This window comes from Pseudomonas sp. FYR_5, assembly GCF_043106315.1.
In the GTDB taxonomy this organism is placed as follows: Bacteria; Pseudomonadota; Gammaproteobacteria; order Pseudomonadales; family Pseudomonadaceae; genus Aquipseudomonas; species Aquipseudomonas putida_Y.
This window is the reverse complement of record NZ_JBICMK010000097.1, coordinates 231,711-247,336: the sequence shown is the minus strand read 5'-3', so window position 1 is coordinate 247,336 and position 15,626 is coordinate 231,711. Positions and strand designations below refer to the sequence as shown.

The 15,626-nt window shown below is 57.9% G+C and carries 17 protein-coding genes and 3 pseudogenes; 15 read left to right on the top strand and 5 right to left on the bottom strand.

Annotation, left to right across the window (positions count from 1 at the left end):
• The first annotated feature begins 13 nt into the window (after positions 1–13).
• Complete coding sequence (locus ACF8RA_RS19675) at positions 14–412, top strand: hypothetical protein (protein ID WP_392519459.1); 399 nt, start codon at positions 14–16, stop codon at positions 410–412.
• 15 nt (positions 413–427) lie between these two features.
• On the opposite strand, the gene ACF8RA_RS19670 is transcribed toward ACF8RA_RS19675, so the two are convergent.
• Positions 428–634, bottom strand: a complete 207-nt coding sequence (locus tag ACF8RA_RS19670) for a hypothetical protein (RefSeq protein ID WP_392519458.1) — start codon at positions 632–634, stop codon at positions 428–430.
• A gap of 134 nt (positions 635–768) precedes the next feature.
• Here ACF8RA_RS19670 and ACF8RA_RS19665 point away from each other — a divergent pair, with 134 nt between their 5' ends.
• The 9 genes from ACF8RA_RS19665 (at position 769) to ACF8RA_RS19625 (ending at position 9,868) form a co-directional block, all read left to right on the top strand.
• On the top strand, positions 769–1,239 hold the full coding sequence (locus ACF8RA_RS19665; RefSeq protein WP_392519457.1) for a transposase: 471 nt from the start codon (positions 769–771) through the stop codon (positions 1,237–1,239).
• The gene (locus tag ACF8RA_RS19660; protein WP_060537526.1) at positions 1,236–1,715 is read left to right on the top strand and encodes a DUF1833 family protein; all 480 of its coding nucleotides are present in this window, start codon (positions 1,236–1,238) and stop codon (positions 1,713–1,715) included. Before ACF8RA_RS19665 ends, ACF8RA_RS19660 begins: the two co-directional genes overlap by 4 nt.
• Before the next feature lie 2 nt (positions 1,716–1,717).
• Positions 1,718–2,122, top strand: coding sequence for a hypothetical protein (locus tag ACF8RA_RS19655; protein WP_392519456.1), 405 nt, complete (start codon positions 1,718–1,720; stop codon positions 2,120–2,122).
• Positions 2,091–5,144: a host specificity factor TipJ family phage tail protein gene (locus ACF8RA_RS19650; RefSeq protein ID WP_392519455.1), complete on the top strand. Its 3,054-nt coding sequence runs from the start codon at positions 2,091–2,093 to the stop codon at positions 5,142–5,144. Before ACF8RA_RS19655 ends, ACF8RA_RS19650 begins: the two co-directional genes overlap by 32 nt.
• A 54-nt stretch (positions 5,145–5,198) precedes the next feature.
• Entirely contained in the window at positions 5,199–6,962 is a 1,764-nt protein-coding gene (locus tag ACF8RA_RS19645; RefSeq protein ID WP_392519454.1) for an SGNH/GDSL hydrolase family protein, read from the top strand.
• A gap of 13 nt (positions 6,963–6,975) precedes the next feature.
• Positions 6,976–7,731, top strand: a complete 756-nt coding sequence (locus ACF8RA_RS19640) for a hypothetical protein (protein ID WP_392519453.1) — start codon at positions 6,976–6,978, stop codon at positions 7,729–7,731.
• 444 nt (positions 7,732–8,175) lie between these two features.
• A complete protein-coding gene (locus tag ACF8RA_RS19635; protein WP_392519452.1) occupies positions 8,176–8,877 on the top strand; it encodes a CatB-related O-acetyltransferase in 702 nt (233 codons plus the stop codon).
• A gap of 62 nt (positions 8,878–8,939) precedes the next feature.
• Positions 8,940–9,371, top strand: a complete 432-nt coding sequence (locus tag ACF8RA_RS19630) for a lysozyme (protein WP_392519451.1) — start codon at positions 8,940–8,942, stop codon at positions 9,369–9,371.
• A 20-nt stretch (positions 9,372–9,391) separates the two neighbouring features.
• Positions 9,392–9,868, top strand: coding sequence for a DUF2514 domain-containing protein (locus ACF8RA_RS19625; protein WP_392519532.1), 477 nt, complete (start codon positions 9,392–9,394; stop codon positions 9,866–9,868).
• Positions 9,869–9,970: 102 nt separating this feature from the next.
• On the opposite strand, the gene ACF8RA_RS19620 is transcribed toward ACF8RA_RS19625, so the two are convergent.
• Positions 9,971–10,648, bottom strand: a complete 678-nt coding sequence (locus ACF8RA_RS19620) for a GDSL-type esterase/lipase family protein (RefSeq protein ID WP_392519450.1) — start codon at positions 10,646–10,648, stop codon at positions 9,971–9,973.
• A gap of 112 nt (positions 10,649–10,760) precedes the next feature.
• Here ACF8RA_RS19620 and ACF8RA_RS19615 point away from each other — a divergent pair.
• Positions 10,761–10,973, top strand: a pseudogene (locus ACF8RA_RS19615) (DUF2514 family protein); the annotation flags it as partial.
• Between the two features lie 57 nt (positions 10,974–11,030).
• Here the strand turns inward: ACF8RA_RS19615 and ACF8RA_RS19610 are convergent.
• A complete protein-coding gene (locus ACF8RA_RS19610) occupies positions 11,031–12,740 on the bottom strand; it encodes a glycosyltransferase (protein WP_392519449.1) in 1,710 nt (569 codons plus the stop codon).
• A 152-nt stretch (positions 12,741–12,892) separates the two neighbouring features.
• Between ACF8RA_RS19610 and ACF8RA_RS19605 the strand changes: the two genes are divergently transcribed.
• From ACF8RA_RS19605 to ACF8RA_RS19595, 3 genes are all read left to right on the top strand, one after another.
• Complete coding sequence (locus tag ACF8RA_RS19605) at positions 12,893–13,117, top strand: hypothetical protein (protein ID WP_392519448.1); 225 nt, start codon at positions 12,893–12,895, stop codon at positions 13,115–13,117.
• Positions 13,118–13,190: 73 nt separating this feature from the next.
• Positions 13,191–13,484: a hypothetical protein gene (locus ACF8RA_RS19600; RefSeq protein WP_392519447.1), complete on the top strand. Its 294-nt coding sequence runs from the start codon at positions 13,191–13,193 to the stop codon at positions 13,482–13,484.
• Positions 13,481–13,687, top strand: a complete 207-nt coding sequence (locus ACF8RA_RS19595) for a hypothetical protein (RefSeq protein WP_373754551.1) — start codon at positions 13,481–13,483, stop codon at positions 13,685–13,687. Before ACF8RA_RS19600 ends, ACF8RA_RS19595 begins: the two co-directional genes overlap by 4 nt.
• A gap of 285 nt (positions 13,688–13,972) precedes the next feature.
• On the opposite strand, the pseudogene ACF8RA_RS19590 reads toward ACF8RA_RS19595, so the two are convergent.
• Together ACF8RA_RS19590 and ACF8RA_RS19585 are read right to left on the bottom strand one after the other, a co-directional pair.
• Positions 13,973–14,380 (bottom strand): annotated as a pseudogene (locus tag ACF8RA_RS19590) (tyrosine-type recombinase/integrase); the annotation flags it as partial.
• Positions 14,381–14,691: 311 nt separating this feature from the next.
• Positions 14,692–15,054 (bottom strand): SH3 domain-containing protein, encoded by a 363-nt coding sequence (locus tag ACF8RA_RS19585; RefSeq protein ID WP_209965182.1) that lies wholly within the window; start codon positions 15,052–15,054, stop codon positions 14,692–14,694.
• A gap of 89 nt (positions 15,055–15,143) precedes the next feature.
• Here ACF8RA_RS19585 and ACF8RA_RS19580 point away from each other — a divergent pair.
• Positions 15,144–15,626: pseudogene (locus tag ACF8RA_RS19580) on the top strand (hypothetical protein).

The following is a 15,626-nucleotide window of genomic DNA, read 5'->3' as shown; positions in this document are numbered from 1 at the left end:
TCAGGAGATTCACATGGAACAGCAAGTAGTTGCAGCAACCCAATTACCGGATTGCCGGCCGATGTCATTCATCTTGTCTACCGACTGGGTGGAGATCACCGGCGGTGAGCCAGTCGACCTGGCTGAAATTGGCCTGAGCGTTTGCTTCCAGTGCGGCCTGGCGACAATCACGCGCGATGGGGCGATTCTCCCTGCGGCTTCCGAGGTGGAGATTCAGGTTAAGCGCGATGGCGGCGAATGGGCCTCGGCATTCAAGGATGCATGGACATTGGGCTCGCTCGACACCCACGAGGACGAGATCAAGGTTCCCGGCGAAGGCATGGTTCTGATTCGCGCAAGGAAATCGGCGCAGCGAATCAACGATGTGCGCGAGGATGTCGCCTTAGTGGCCAGGCGCCGAGCATCAGCGTAACGCCTGGCCGGCCTGTCACTCAGGCTTATTGTTAGCCGGGCTCTCCTCGTTCAGATCTTGCACGTCCATCAGAATGATCTCCAGAGTTGATCCGAGCCGTCCTAATGCGGCGCACAACATTCCCTTGCTGCGCTCATCGCTTGGTGGGGTATGCGCGTACTCGTCCAGCAGAGATTTAAACAGCTGGAGCTCATTCTTAGCGACTTTGTGGCGTCCGATCATATTTCTCTCCTAATTCACCTTTTATACCCCGCCTCCCTTGCTGGGCCCTCACGCCCAGGAAGCGGAGGCGGTCGAGCATAGGTCAGATAGCTGTCACATTGCTATCTAGGCCATGCCCTTGACGAGGAATGGCAATGATTCAATACCCGGCAGAATTGCCACTTCCTCTGCAGGAGGGGTATGGCCTGAGCACGGTTGATCCGATGCGGGCCACGCCGATGATCACCGGCCGGTCTCGGTATCGACGGGTAACCAGCAATCCCCCGACCTCCGCTCAGTTCACATTCAACTTCAGCCAGGAAGAGGCTGCGCTGTTCGAGGGGTGGCATACCTGGGCTTTGAACCTTGGCGTCGAGTGGTTCGAGATGCCACTTCAGACCCCGATGGGGATGCAGGTGCACCTGGTGCACTTCAAAGGTATGTATACCGGCGGTGAACTGGCTCAGATCAAGCGCTGGCGGTTCTCTGCTCGCTTGGAGTTCAAGAAACGGCCGGTCTACACCGAGGACCAGTACCTCGGCGCCTACCTGGGCATGCCGCTCGACCAGTTCAACGCCGGCCTGCAATCCATCCTTGATAAGTGGCACACGGAGTACTTCGGATGAGCCTGATCGAAGAGTGCTACGCCTCGGGTCGTGGGGAGCTTGTCGACACGATCGAGGCTCGGAAGGAGGGCGGCACGGTCTCGCACTGCTACTGCTCGGGCTGGGAAGACCGGGTTTGCACCACCGAGGATGGCCGCACGCTTACCTTCTTGGCGATGGCCATGGACTTGGCCCTGCCGAAGAACGACAACAGCGCGTTCCAGAACCTGGTGCTGGGCCTGGACAACGTCACGGGCGAGGTCCAGGAGGTCGTGGAGGAGGCCAAAGCAGCCGACGATCGCTTCATCATCACTTTCCGGCGCTATCTGGCCGAGGACTTGACGTTCCCGCAAGAGCGGTACCGCATGACGCTGCTCAGCCGGGAGTATGAAGACGACGTGGCAAAGCTCACCGCCGGCTTTTTCGACCTGCTCAACACCAACGGTCTGCGCACCATCCTGACCACGACCCTGGCACCTGGCCTGAAGTACCTCTAACCATGATCGAGAAATTCATACGCGCCCCGTATCGCGAGGGTGCACGGGGGCCTATTGCCTTCGATTGCTGGGGCATGTGCCGGGCGATCCGTCACGACTTGTTCGGTCTGCCATGGCTCCCGTCCTTGGGGGCGGTTGGCAAAGACAAGATCCGCGAAAACACCAAGGCCTACCGCAGCCTGCGCAAGGCGATGGAGGAGTGCGCTCCGGCGCCTGGGGCAATTGCAGCAGTGCTGCGCGGAACAGCGCTTTTGCATGTCGGCACGGTGCTCCTCAGCGAGGGCCGGCTGAAGGTGCTGGACACAAATCCCGGCGGCGCATGCCTCCGGACAACCGGCGAGTTCGAAGCCGCTCACCCCAAGGTGGTCTATTACCGTGATCGAGTTCTATCCGAACAAGCTGAGTGACACGGCGCCGCTCGGCACCTGGAAGACCGACCGCCGCATGTCGATCGAGGAGTGGTTGAAGTCCCTGGCTCCGTCGTACGAGCGCCGGGAAAGCCCGCCGATCAGCATTTTGCTCAATGATGAGCTGATCGAGCAGCACCTGTGGCACAAGGTGAAGTTCAAGCCTGCCGACCTGCTGCAGATCTACCGCGAGCCGAAGGGCACAGACCCGTTTTCCATCACCTTCGCGCTGTTCAAAGGCGCCAAGGCGGTGCTGAAGTCGATCATGCCCAAGATGCCAGGGATGCCATCCAGCGCCGGTACCCAGCAGGGCGACCCCCTGACTGAAGCCAGCGCCAAGGGCAACAAAGTCAAGCTGGGTGAGCCAGTGCGCCAGATCGCCGGCCATCAGCGGGTTTATCCGTCGTATCTGACCCAGCCCCGCCGGGCGCATGTCGCCCCGCGTGACCAGCGCGTGGAAATGCTGCTGTACATCGGCGAAGGCGAGTACGAGGTACCGCTGGCCAAGGTCAAGGTTGGCGAAACCCCGCTGATCTCCCTCGGATCCGATGCAACGTTCACGATTTACCCGCCAGGTGCTGATCTGTCGGGCGACCCGGCCCACATCAACTGGTTCAACGTTCCTGAGGTAGGGGCAAGCTCCAGCGGCTCTGCCGGCCTGGAACTGACCATGGCCACCGACCTCACCAGGTCGGCCACGGCTTCGGCCTACCAGTTCGTTGGCGACACCATAAGTGTGCCGGCTGGCTCCGGCCAGTTCCCAGCCGACTGGTCGAACGGCATCATCGTCCGTGTGCTTGCGCCGTATACCTACACGGTGATTGACGGTGGAGCCGGGCGCGACATCATCCGTGGCCCGCTGGAAATGCTGAACCCAACGGCGGGCATGCTCATCGAGGTGGCTGGGGCGAATGCGGGCCTGTATGTGGTGCACAGCTACACGCCATACAGCCCAGCAGTGCCGGCCAACCCTGGAACCGCGTCGACGCTGACCGGCTCAGCCGCACCGAGCCGGTATGACTTCGACGTCACGCCGCTGAGCTTTAGCCTGGTACGTGGCGCGTCCACCTACCCGGTGACCCTGAACACGGCCACAACCGACCTCGCCGGCCTGGTGTCGGCACTGAATGCCCAGCTCATCGGCTCGCCGTTCCAGGCGCAGCAGAGCAGCGGGCTGTTGCGCTTCGTAGAGGTGACCCCATTTGCCGGTCAGGCCATCACAGCGACCGGCGCATCCACCATCCTGGGATCGTCTCCGGTCGGGGTGACTGGCACCGCAACGACCAGTGCCATTCCAGAGCAGCCAGCGGAAATGACGCTGGACTATGACGGTGGATCGTCTGTGGTGGGCCTGGCGCTTGGCCAGGGCCTTGCCACCATCGGCCCGCGCGGGCTGCGGTACCGGATAACGGCCTTCAGCACGAGCCTGCTCGAGGTTGAGCGCCTGACCTCGTCCGGAGCTACGGACGCTGATTGGCCTGGCTTCAATGTCATGCAGTCCGTGAACGGCTTGGTCACGCTGGACGCTTCGAACCTGCAGGGCGGCTACCGTGGCCCGTTCGCCTGCTGCCCGGACAACGAGAAGGTCACCGAGCTGGAATGGACCATCACCTATGCGAACGGCCTCTGCGGCATAGGGCGGGAAGGGCAAATTTATCCGATCCCCACCTATTACGCCTTCGAGTACCGTGACATGGATTTGGCCGGCGCCTGGACGGTGATTGAGGTCGCGAATTACGGTGGTTCTCTGGACGCGCAGGGCTTCACTGAGCGGGTTGCTTTGCCGTACCCGATGCGTGCCGAGGCAAGGGCCCGCAAGCTGTACAAGGATCGTGCTGGCCGGATCAACAGCGAGGCCAGAGACGATGCCACCTGGACGGACCTGCGCGGGCGGATGCAGAACTCGCCTACCAGCTACCCGGGCCTGACAGTTATGACCTGCAACATCCGTGGCGGTGACCGACTGTCTGCTCAGTCGGAGAGCGATATCAGCGCCGAGGCAACCCGCATCCTGCCGCTGATGGAGGGCGGTACCGGGCCAAGCCGCGACATCGTGCCTTGGTGCATTTACCAGCTGAAGCAGCGGGGTTACACGGACGATGACCTGGATCTGCCCGAGTGGCAGGCCTTCCACAACACTTGCGTTGCCCGCGGCGACACCTACGACGAGACGCTGGAGTCGACGATCACCGTCAAGGACATGATCAACAACGCTCTGGCGTGTGGGTTCGGCGAACTGGTGACCTTCCGGGGATTGCTGCGCCCGGTTCGAGACAGTGCCCGGGCCGCGTTCGACGTGACCTACGGCCCGAAAACGCAGACCTACTCGCCACAGAACATGACCAAGATGCTCAAGATCAGCGGCGCCATGCCGTCGATCAACGACTTCGACGGGGTGGATGTGGAGTTCTTCTCGCGCACCACTTGGGCGTGGGAAACGGTCGAGTGCCGGTGGCCAGGTGACCTCGGCACTAAGGTCGAGAAGATCAAGATGCCGGGTGTCAGCGATAAGACCAGAGCCTGGCGCATCGGCATGCGCCGGCGCGGACACCAGAAGTTCAGAACTGATGTGTACAGCTGGGAGTGCCAGATGGATGGCAGCAACAGCGGCTACCTGAGCTTCGCAGCGGTTGCGGATGATGCGCCGAAGCGGTGCCAGAGCGCGATTTTGCTGCACTTCGAGGTAACTGGCTTTGGCACGTTGCTCAGCTCTTCCGAGCCGCTGGACTTCAGCGCCGGTGGCGAGCACCGGATCGGCGTGCGCAAACTGGACGGCACCTTATCCGGGCCATGGACTGCCACGCAGGTGGATCAGTACACGGTGCGGGTAGATGCGCTCGACTTCACGCCAGAAGTGGATGGCCCGCTTGAGCCGCCACACATCCTGTTCGGTCCCGCCTCGCGCTGGGCCTACCCGGTACTGGTCACCAGTTCCGACCCAGCCAACGGCAACACGGCCATGAAGGGCATGCCCTACGACGCCCGCGTTTACACCTACGACGACCAGTTCCCGCCGGCATGACGCCGCAGCAGTTACCAAGCCCGCCCCGTGCGGGCTTTTTATTGAGGAAACAATATGACCGGCGCAGAGTCGCTGCAGCTCTTCATGGAGCTCGTAGCCAATGGCAATGAGCTATTCCTGTCTGATGAAGACTTCGTCGTTATCAACGGGGTAACCAAGCCAAGCCTGAAAAAGATCTATGCCGATTTTCTGGCCAGCACGGGGACCTTTCCAACAGTTGCGGAAGGTCTCGCCGAGACCAATGGCAGCGGGACCAACAACCGCTTTTTTACCGTGCCTGGCAATGGAGACACATTTGAAATCAGGTACCGAAATGACGCTGGAGTGGCCGTGCAGGTTGGACGCGTTTCCAGCGCTGACCTGGTCGACTCTCTGGCGGAACTGGTGAAGAACTTCGACGTATCGTCAGGAGAGGTTGAAATTGCGGTCATATCCGACCAGGAAGGCGGAGTGCACATGAGGTTGACGGATAAAAGACTTACAGCGCCATCGTTTGAGGTTTCGAGCATCCCTGGCGCAGTTGCAATAAGCGATGCAGAAGGGGCCACCCCGTTCTACTCCGATGAGAGCATGACGCTGCTCGGTCCTCTGGAAATGCGAAGTACTGACTGGGCAGGCATCTGCGTCACAGACTTGGACGGTGCAATCCTCAACGACCTGAGTACGCCTTTCAGTGGTTTTTCAGGCGATGACGATGTTGGGCCTCTTGAGGGCTCTTTGCTGTTCAGCCCGATTATTGCCACGTCTCCGGTCTCTGATACCAAGATCCATGTCGCGAGCATATTGCCGCGGCGCGAGCAGGTTGGAGAGGTCACCGCTTCGCTCGGCAGCACAACCACGAGTGCATCAGATCTCGGTCAGATTCTGCCAATAAGCCACGCAGAATATGGCGACCAGGCGGTGCTATCCCTACGCGCCACTGCCAATGAAAGTGTCCGACGCTTCATGCAGCTGACCCTCAAAAACGTTCCTGTTCAAACAGGATCGCCAGTCATCAAGGTTTTGATGATCGGCGACAGCATCACCAACTATGCCGGCGCCTATATCCTTGATCAGTACCTGCGGGATCTTGGATTTACGCCAGTGTTCATTGGAACCCTGCTGGGGGCCGGGCCAGGCGAGTCAGCGAACGGGACTGGCGGTCTTCTGGGGGAGGGGCGTCATGGCTGGCAGGCAAGGGATTACACCTATGCCATTTCTCGCAAGCAGATCGTGGAAGTGGGGCAGGAGGCTGCCTATCAGGCCATGGGCAAAGCCACCAAGGTTGGCTACAACCCGTTCTTGCGAGCAGCGACTCTTGAGGACAGTCCTGAACTTGTGCGCAATGGGTACGTCTTCGACGCAGCCTTCTACCAATCGCGGTTTGGCCTGGACACGCCGGACGTTGTTGTGAGCCTGCTCGGCACCAACGACGCGCTCAACGTTGATCCTGGTTCGATCTCCAGTGAGATCCAGGATGCTGACCGCATCATGCATACCCAGATCAAGGCGGCCTGGCCAAGTGCAAAGATACTGCGATCGGTGCCAGGGACAGCAATCGACGACACCCGGAATGCCCTGTGGAGCTCCACCTACACGCGGATGATCGCCGGCATTCAGCAGTCCGCCAAAGATATTGGATCACCTGTATCCATTGCACCTCTGTGGGCAATGGCTAATCACGAATCAGGTTACGCACTTCCAGCATCATCGCCTGGTGATGATGGATTCATCTCAGGCAACTGGTCTGACGACATTCACCCGATCGGATCGGCTCGATACGCGTACTACAGGGCAATGGCTCCGTACGTTGCTGGCCTCAAGCTCAACATCATTTGATAAGGATTTAGGAATGGGCATTCAGCTGATTTCGAAGGACACCGTTGCACCTTGGAACACCAAAGTAATCGCGCCAGTAACCCGTGGTCTTGAGGCCTGGTTCACGTTCGACACCGATGCTGTACGCTTCGGGTTCAACCGCGCGCCCAACAAGCCAAACGGCCGCATTGTTGGATCCCCCGTGGCATACGCGACCCATGGTCGCTTCAAGTCGCTCGTCAATTTCATCCAGACAGAAGCGCCAGATACTGCCGAGGTAACCATCATCGCTGTGGGGCGCTCGCCGGTTGCAATTCCAGACCCAATCCCAACCCCTGACCCTCGCCCGGTTTACGCGAGCACATTCAATGGCCCGTCCATCACCCCAGGCATCCCTGGCACATCCAGCGGAGTGACGTTGTATCTGGGAGGCGCTGCTCTGCTGGCGTCAACTGCGGCCAGAAGCAACGGCAGCGGTGGAATCACGGTTGGGCAGGTGACGACTGCAGACGACCCTACCGCCTGGGGGATCCGGGTTCTGCGAGCCTCGGACACGGAAGGAACGCTGGTTCAGAACATCACCCGCGGCTCGAAAGCGGTTGGTACCGCGATCACCCAGCGGGCGCTGACAGCTAACAAGTTCCGCATCGGCAGCTCGCTTTCTCAGTTCCCGGGTGAGATCGATATCTCTGCTATCGCGATTTACTCGGAAGCGCTCACGGACGACGAGATTGCCCTGGTTGCCAATAGCATGCGGACCCGAATGCTGCGACTGGGGGTGGCGGTATAAATTAAAGGCCGCAAGTTGGCCGCCTTTACTTAGTCCTCGAATCCTGCGTCGAGATCTTCAACTTACGCTTTGTGAATTTCTCCCTGAATAATTTCACGCAAACGGGCTTCTTGCTCTGCCGAGAAAATTTCAGGTAGAGCAATCGAGGATTCGAGCAAGTCTTTCTTAGGTTCGGTGAATTTCGAGCTCCTATGCAAATATAGTGATGATCTGAGGTAGGAATGCACCGCGTATCTACGTTTCCTTGACCCTGAAGGGGGCCCTTTGGCCCATGAGGTTAGCCAAGCTCTGTCCGTAGACCTGCGGTCATTTCCGGTCTGCGTGAAACTAGACTCTTGGTGCGCTGAGCGGTTGTGCTGAGCCGCGTTTCTGGTTAAATTTCCCGGCTTAGGCGGTGCGACACATGCCAGCGCGGCGAAAAATTACAGAAATGGAAATGGTCAAGTGAGCAAAGAATACAAGGCCGAGCTAAAAAGCAAGGGAGTTTATATCGTCAGCACCGGGACGATTGGTAAAACTGCTGTCCTTGAGTGCGAACCACCAGTGCTTATAGGCGCTGAAACTCATATGCGGGGAAAGGTAGGAGCGTACTCTTATATTAGAGGCGGGCGAATTGGCTCGTTTTTGAAGAGTGTTGGCCGGTATTGCTCGTTTGCTCCTGGTATTACAGCCGGTGATTCGAACCACGGCTCGGATTGGCTTTCCACCCATCCATTCCAATACGGTGCGGGGATGGTTTTCCAGGCCTGGACCAAAAAGAAGGATTTCCCTTTCAAGAAGCTCCGTTTGAAAAAGGCGGCGTGGAGCACCGTGGGCAATGATGTCTGGGTCGGCGCGAACGCCATGATCATGCCTGGCGTTCACATCGGAGACGGTGCGATTGTCGGCGGCGGCGCTGTGGTCACCAAAGATGTCCCCCCTTATGCGGTTGTTGCAGGCGTACCCGCCAAGATCATCAAGTACCGATTTGACGAAGAAACCATTGCAAAACTGCTTGAGCTGCAGTGGTGGCGATTTGATGCAGATTCCCTTTTGGGAATTGATTTTGAAGATGTGAACAGAGCCATTGAGCAGATCAAAGAGCGCGAGCGCGATGGTCTTCTAGAACTGATCGACAGGCCTTTTGTGAAGGTCAACGCAGTTTAAGGATTGAAAGCCATTTTTGAAGCCCGCCTTGAGCGGGTTTTTTTTCGTCTGGAGAAAACCAAATGCGGACATCGCAGCGTGGCTTGAGCCTCATCAAGTCATTCGAGGGCCTGCGCCTGCAGGCCTATCAGGATTCAATCGGCGTCTGGACCATCGGCTACGGATCGACCCGGGGCGTGAAGTCGGGAATGTCGATCACTAAGGAGCAGGCCGAGCGCATGCTACTGAACGACGTGCAGCGCTTCGAGCCAGAAGTACAGCGCCTGGTCACAGCGCCGCTGAGCCAAAACCAATGGGACGCCCTGATGAGCTTCACCTACAACTTAGGCTCGTCCAATCTCGAGTCTTCCACGCTCCGCCGGCTGCTCAATGCAGGCAACTACGCAGCAGCTGCCGAGCAGTTCCCGCGTTGGAACAAGGCTGGCGGACAGGTGCTGGCCGGCCTAGTCCGCCGTCGGGCCGCTGAGCGAGACCTGTTCCTGGGGGCGGCGTGAACGGCTGGGTGCTGTCTGGAATGTTGGCGCTGTTGTTGGTATCCCACTGGTCGGCTTACGAACACGGTCGATCAGTGGAACTAGGCCAGGCTGGCCAGCAATCAGCTAAACGGGACAGCGGCGACCGACTCGCCGAAGTGATTGGCGAGCGTGTGGCGCGCCTGGAAGAACACCGGAGCGCAGATGCGCAGCAAGAGGCGAGGGTAAAAGGGCATGAAGAAAGAAAGGTTGCTTATGCTGGCGCTGCTGACGCCGATGCTGCTGGTCAGCGGCTGCGCAGTGACGCCACCCAGTTCGCTGCCGCCGTCAGTTGCCCCAGCACGGATACCGCCGCTATCGCTCGAGGCCAGGCAGCCACCCGCGCCGCCATGGTGCTCTCCGACCTGCTCGCACGGGCTGACAAGCGAGCGGGAGAGCTGGCGAAAGCTTATGACGCTGCCCGCTCAGCAGGCCGCCAGTGCGAACGCGAGTACGACGCCCTGACGCCGCCCGGCTGATCAAGCTGCCCGGTAGGGCGGACGTCCACATCGGCTACCACCTCAGCGAGCCGCTGGGCCGTGTCGCGACCCAGGCTTGGGTCAGCGAGAAAAACCCAGTGACTACTTGCTGATCACTTTTTCCAGGTAGGGTTTTATGGCTTTCGTCCATGCCATGTAACCTTCGCCATTCAGGTGAATGCCATCGAGGGTCATTTCTTTTTTAAGGCGCCCGGACTTAGAAAGCGAATTGTTCAGATCGATGTAGTCGCAGTTTTTTGTCTTCGCACAGTATGAACCAATTGATTCGTTTATCTCGCTTATGCTTTCGTTGTCCTTGAGCATGTTTTTTCTGTTGGTGTATAGGGTTGATTGCACATAGATTGAAGAGCCTGAATTGTGAAGTTCCTCTATTATTTTCTTGTAGTTTTCTACAACTGAATCAGCTCTCGATCCGTGTTTCAGGTCGTTTATTCCGGCCATTATGAAAACCGCATTCGGCTTCATTGCCTTGATAGGGGTGAGCCTAGAAATAATTCCGTCCGTGGTATCGCCGCCGATTCCTCGATTCGCCACAGCCACCGATCCCGTAAGTTCAGCCCACTCGCCGCGAGCGGTGAGGCTATCACCAAGCATCACGACCTTTCGGTGCGCGGTGAGCTGATCGAACAGAGACGACCTCATCTTGTAAGCGGAATTCACCGCGATGTCGCGCTTTAACGGTGTCGGCGCCTCGGCGCCCTGGGCTGCGCCCGTGATCCCAGTGAATGCGACCAACAAGGCAAAAGCGAAGTGCTTCATCAATACGTCCCACTACTACTGATCGAGTCAGCAGCATAATCAACCTGCAATGGGGTGGAGATGAAATTTACAGGTCCACCACTAAATTCGGCGGCCAGGCTATCAAGGGGATGGCCACCGAGCCACCTGCGATACCATCGCTACCCAGCAGCGCCAGGCAGAAGCCGCTGCCGTCGTGGTGCTCGGGGGACTGCTTGAAGAAGCTGACCGAATGACGGGAGACCTCGCGACAGCGCTTGAGCGAAGCCGGATAGCGGGAATGACCTGTGAGGCTATAAACGACGCAATTCAGAAAAGCAAGGGGACGGTCGGTCTTCGTAGGTGATGGCTTTGCCTCGATAGCCCCGGTATGCAGTAGCCGGGACCATCGGGCGCGAGGTATTTAGCCGATCACGCGGAGGGTGAACGACTTGTGTGGAATGGTACCCTTGTGGATCTTAGGACCTTGGGCGAACTTGATAGCGTATCGCGATGAGTCTTCATCGAGTTTCATGCTCTTGATTCGATAGATACCAGGTTCCAGCTTTGAAATCTTGTCATTGAACTGCTTCGATCTATCGATTTTGATGATCTCGACATGCCGGGCTGATTCAGAGAGCTCCTCGCTTATGTCGGCGGTCGAGACGAACAGAGTGCCAGAGCTGCTGGAGTGGGAGTTCTCGATAGATCTGCTTTTCAATCTTGGCTTGGGTGCAGAACCTGTGCGCGCGAGTCCGTTGACCAGATCAATCCACTCCTTACCGACGCGTTCGGAAGAGTATTTGGTCGCAGTAATCATGGCTCCCCTCGACAGCGCTTCGAAGACTTCATCATCTTCCGCTATTTCGAGAATGCGGTCGGCTAGCTCTCTTTCGGACTCGACCAAGTAACCGTTAGAGTAGTCATCAATGATCTCTATCGGGCCGTAGTTGGTGTTGAACGAAATTACCGGCGTACCCACAGACATGGACTCGATAATGCTCAGACCGAAACCCTCAGACAGCGAGGTAGAGAGGGTGCAGCGCGCCCTAGAGTAAACGGCGTGAGGCGCTCTCGTGTAGCCGTTTAGGGAAACATTATCATCGAGATCAAGTTCAGAGATCAGCTCAGAAAGCTCATCGGCCAGAGCTCCGCGCCCCCAGATTTCCAACTGCAGGTCTGGGTTGCGCTCTACGACTATCTTGAAGGCGCGGATGGCACGGTCTAGGCGTTTGCCACCTTCAAGTCGAGACACGATTGCGAAAAGGTTTGGGTCCCTAGCAACGTCCTGTTTGATTGCAAATTCTGTCACAGAGTTCGGGATAACTACGGCATTCGAGCCATCCCCAAACTGCTGTTCGATGTCGTTTTTCTGGCTTTCGGTAAGAAGCACGAGAGCATCACAGCTGTTGGCGTTATCGATAATCGTTTGGCTGCGAGGCTTGATTGGGCTGCCGTAGGTGAATGGCTCCATGAAGTGGTTCCCATGCAGGGTAAGAACCTTGGAGGTCTTGCTGTCATGAACATTGGCCACAACGTCACTTGCCGAGGAAGCATCGGAGATGATTACCGTGTGGGCTCCATAGCTCGCGAGTTCTTGGAGCCAGGCAGTGCATGCTTCGTCCCGCGTCTTGTATTGCTTCGACCTTTCGTTATCGACAATCAGCTCAAAGGATACGGGGTTGCCTTCGGCGTCCAAGATCTCGCGGGCAAATACATCGCCGAAGCTGTTCATGTATTCGCGGATCTGAAATTCGGTCATGCCGATGAACCGGGATCTACGCTTTGGAAGGTTGGATGCCACCTTGACCGACAGCTGCTCAAGATCGGTGACTTTTGTGCCCGAGCGACGCATTACTGAGGCTTGGCAGTAGTAGTAGAAGAAGTTTAGCGCCAGGACTGGCTTAGCCAGCTGACCGCTGATGCGCAGAGACTGAACAGAGCTTTGCAGTCCTAGGTCCCAGTCGATTGACACGATGCACGACCTGAAACCGTTATCCGCCAGAATGGCAGATCGGTTGAGCGACACCCGAGTTACACCACCGGCAGAGGCAGACAATCGGTTTAGGACAGAAACCACCTGAGTGACAGCCGGTGGAGCAGCCCGTTTTCTTCCCATCAATGCGCCAAGCATCCGTACACATCCTGATCCGTTACAAACCCGGCATTATGCCAGCAACCCTTGCTAACTGCAGCTTTTTGAAGCGCTCAGGAAACTAGCTGGAAATTTCTTGTAAAAGCACCATTCTCTTCATCGACCAATCGGACTTCGTAGAGAACACTGCAATGGACAAGCGCACCTTTATAGGGATGGTTGAGGCCGGCGAGCCGCTGATTCAGCAGGCTGTCGACGCCCTGCGGGAGTATCACCAGGCCCAGGATCGCGGTGCGCCGGCGGAAGAGATCGAGCGGTTGCGCCTACTGGCCGAGTCGCTTTTCCAGCTGGTGTCCGATTACCAGCTCCGCGTCATCGCCAAGGCTAGAGGCAAGGATTTGCCACCTCTTTACTGATCCGCTGATCGGCAATTGCCCGCAACCAATCCCGCCTATACGATACTGTGTATCCATACAGTATTGGTGCCCTATGTACTTCCTCCTCGTTCGCCGCCGCGTGAATGGCGTGGCCATCCCTACGAATCAGCTTGGCAAGATCACACCCATCCGGGCCGACATCCACATCGGGGACCACCACAGTGAGCCGCTGGGCCGGGTATCTACCCAGGCTTGGGTGTTCAACCCGACGCCTGGGCCCGACATCATCCCGCGGCTGCACGATGCCAAGGTCAACGGCATGGCCCAGCTTGGCATCAACATCAATGGGGTGGAGGAGATCGATGGCGTTCTGTACGCGCAGTCCTGGTGGTGCAGGGCAGAATGATGGTTGGATTACCACAGGCCTGGGTGGCAGAACTGGACGATCAGGTGGCTCTGATCGCTGATCCGGATGGGCGAGCGGCTGTGCTCAGCGAGATGGCCTATGCCGCGCACCGACGGCAGGAAGTCGATGAGGGCGACCTGGTCGACATGCTGGAGATCGTCGAGTCGGCCAGGCTGTGGGCGCTGGATGGGGCAGCCCTATGAGTAGCTATATAAAGGAAGGGAAACGGTCGGCAGAACGCCGGTGGAGGTGCAGGAAGCCTGCGTGAGATTTGCGTGACTCTTGGCAACGCTTGAAAACACCTATGAGCAGTCGATTGCAGCGAGCGCTGAGGTTAATCCAACGTTTACAGGGGGTTATGGCCTGCTGCACGCATGGGGTGCAAGGGGTCGAGTGTTCGAATCACTCCGTCCCGACCATATATTTCAACGACTTAGCCACCTTAGGGTGGCTTTGTCGTTTTTGCATGTGGGGAGTTTTTCGGGACTTCATCCGATTTTCCTCTTCAGGATCGTCAACACCGGCCCGCGAGAGTCAGTTGTTGATACCATGTTCGCAGCCTCAATCAGCTTGCCCAGCTCAGCGCCGGAGTAGTGGCTGGTGATGCTGCCGTTCTTGTGCCCGAGCAGTGACTTCCGATCCTCTTCAGTAACGCCTGCTGCCCGCAGTCGTCGACCGAAGGTGTGCTTCAAGTCGTGAATCCTGATCGAGGCATATCCAGGGTGAGCGGGGCGAAGGTTTTCCTCCTGCCAGAGTTTCGCCGCTCTCACCCGTGCCTTCTTCCACGCCGAGTCGTTCATCCGGTGCATCGCGGTGCCGTTGTATGGGAATACCCATTCCTTGCTGATCCCGCGCTGCCTTTCAATGATCGACTTGGCCACGTTGTTCAGCACCACCTGAGTGTCGCCTTCTACCTGGTGGCCATCAGCGGGTTCGGCGCGTTCGTCACCACCCTGCAAGGCCATTGGGTAAACCCATTCGGCGTGATGCTCAGCGCTGGGTTGGTCGCATATGCCTGGGCCCGTCGCGGTCACGCCTTCAGTTGATCCGCGCCACAGAATAGACGTGCGCCGTTTCGTGGCGCGGGAGTGAGTATGAGCAGACTGATGCCACCGGACGACCTGCTCGATTCACTCTGGCTCACGCTGCACCCGGCCACTGGTGTGTGGGATTGGGTCCAAGGCGAGCACTTGCCTAGACAGGCGATCTAATTTTGAGGTTGTATATTTGCTAAAGGCACCCATCCAGTTGCGCCGTCTGAAGTCCTTGCCGCCCAAAGCCAGCCGTTCAACTGACGCTCGCCTTTCAGTATTTGCCCCTCGACAACATCCAGCTCTCTGTTGGTGAAGTCCTCCAGCATCTTTGCAGAACCATCCACTTGGCGGTCAAGGAGCTGCCCCGGCACAAAGCCGGATTGTTGGCCAGGAACAGTACAGAAATACCAGTCGGGCCAGCCTTCGGGTCCTTCATATCGTTCTCCAACCAAAATCCGATCTCCGGTTTTTAGGGTCATGGGCTCTGGAAATTCGCTGATATGTGAGTGAGTTACCACATAGCTCAATTTGGTCATCTTGGCTTCCTTGGATGGTGTGGGCTCCAACCAATACTGGCAGCACACCACTATTTCAATCCTGCCTTTAGGTCTACTTGAGACAATTTATGACAACGAAGCAACCCGACTGGGAGGTAATCGAACGAGCCTACCGGGCCGGGGCGCTTTCCATCCGTACCATCGTTGACCGCAACGGGGTGAGCGACACCGCGATCCGGAAGAAGGCCAAGGCGTTAGGCTGGGAGCGGGACCTTTCCAAGCAGGTCCGCAAAGAGGTTCGCAACAAGCTGGTTCGCGGCGAGGTTCGCGAAGATCAATGTGCGAACCTTGAGCGGGACGCCGAGATCATCGAGGAGGCGGCAGAAGAGGGCGCGAGGGTTGTTCGCAGTCACCGCCGCGACATTCGCACAGCCGCGAACCTTGAAACCTGCTGATGGATGGCTTGCTCACCAACCCTTTACCAGCTGTCCTCGGCCATGAAGAACCTGCAGGTGCTTGAGCGTACCGCATTCGGCCTGGACGACAAGGAGCAGTCGAAAGACGCCGACGAGCTATCGCAGTTGATGGATGAACTATCGAAGGATGCCTGA

Excerpts from the sequence above, each read along its gene's own strand:
- ACF8RA_RS19660 (WP_060537526.1), top strand. The coding sequence starts at position 1,236 with ATGAGCCTGATCGAAGAGTGCTACGCCTCGGGTCGTGGGGAGCTTGTC.
- ACF8RA_RS19620 (WP_392519450.1), bottom strand. The coding sequence starts at position 10,648 with ATGAAGCACTTCGCTTTTGCCTTGTTGGTCGCATTCACTGGGATCACG.
- ACF8RA_RS19625 (WP_392519532.1), top strand. The coding sequence starts at position 9,392 with ATGTTGGCGCTGTTGTTGGTATCCCACTGGTCGGCTTACGAACACGGT.
- ACF8RA_RS19675 (WP_392519459.1), top strand. The coding sequence starts at position 14 with ATGGAACAGCAAGTAGTTGCAGCAACCCAATTACCGGATTGCCGGCCG.
- ACF8RA_RS19605 (WP_392519448.1), top strand. The coding sequence starts at position 12,893 with ATGGACAAGCGCACCTTTATAGGGATGGTTGAGGCCGGCGAGCCGCTG.
- ACF8RA_RS19585 (WP_209965182.1), bottom strand. The coding sequence starts at position 15,054 with ATGACCAAATTGAGCTATGTGGTAACTCACTCACATATCAGCGAATTT.
- ACF8RA_RS19630 (WP_392519451.1), top strand. The coding sequence starts at position 8,940 with ATGCGGACATCGCAGCGTGGCTTGAGCCTCATCAAGTCATTCGAGGGC.
- ACF8RA_RS19640 (WP_392519453.1), top strand. The coding sequence starts at position 6,976 with ATGGGCATTCAGCTGATTTCGAAGGACACCGTTGCACCTTGGAACACC.
- ACF8RA_RS19645 (WP_392519454.1), top strand. The coding sequence starts at position 5,199 with ATGACCGGCGCAGAGTCGCTGCAGCTCTTCATGGAGCTCGTAGCCAAT.
- ACF8RA_RS19665 (WP_392519457.1), top strand. The coding sequence starts at position 769 with ATGATTCAATACCCGGCAGAATTGCCACTTCCTCTGCAGGAGGGGTAT.
- ACF8RA_RS19655 (WP_392519456.1), top strand. The coding sequence starts at position 1,718 with ATGATCGAGAAATTCATACGCGCCCCGTATCGCGAGGGTGCACGGGGG.
- ACF8RA_RS19600 (WP_392519447.1), top strand. The coding sequence starts at position 13,191 with ATGTACTTCCTCCTCGTTCGCCGCCGCGTGAATGGCGTGGCCATCCCT.
- ACF8RA_RS19610 (WP_392519449.1), bottom strand. The coding sequence starts at position 12,740 with ATGCTTGGCGCATTGATGGGAAGAAAACGGGCTGCTCCACCGGCTGTC.
- ACF8RA_RS19595 (WP_373754551.1), top strand. The coding sequence starts at position 13,481 with ATGATGGTTGGATTACCACAGGCCTGGGTGGCAGAACTGGACGATCAG.
- ACF8RA_RS19670 (WP_392519458.1), bottom strand. The coding sequence starts at position 634 with ATGATCGGACGCCACAAAGTCGCTAAGAATGAGCTCCAGCTGTTTAAA.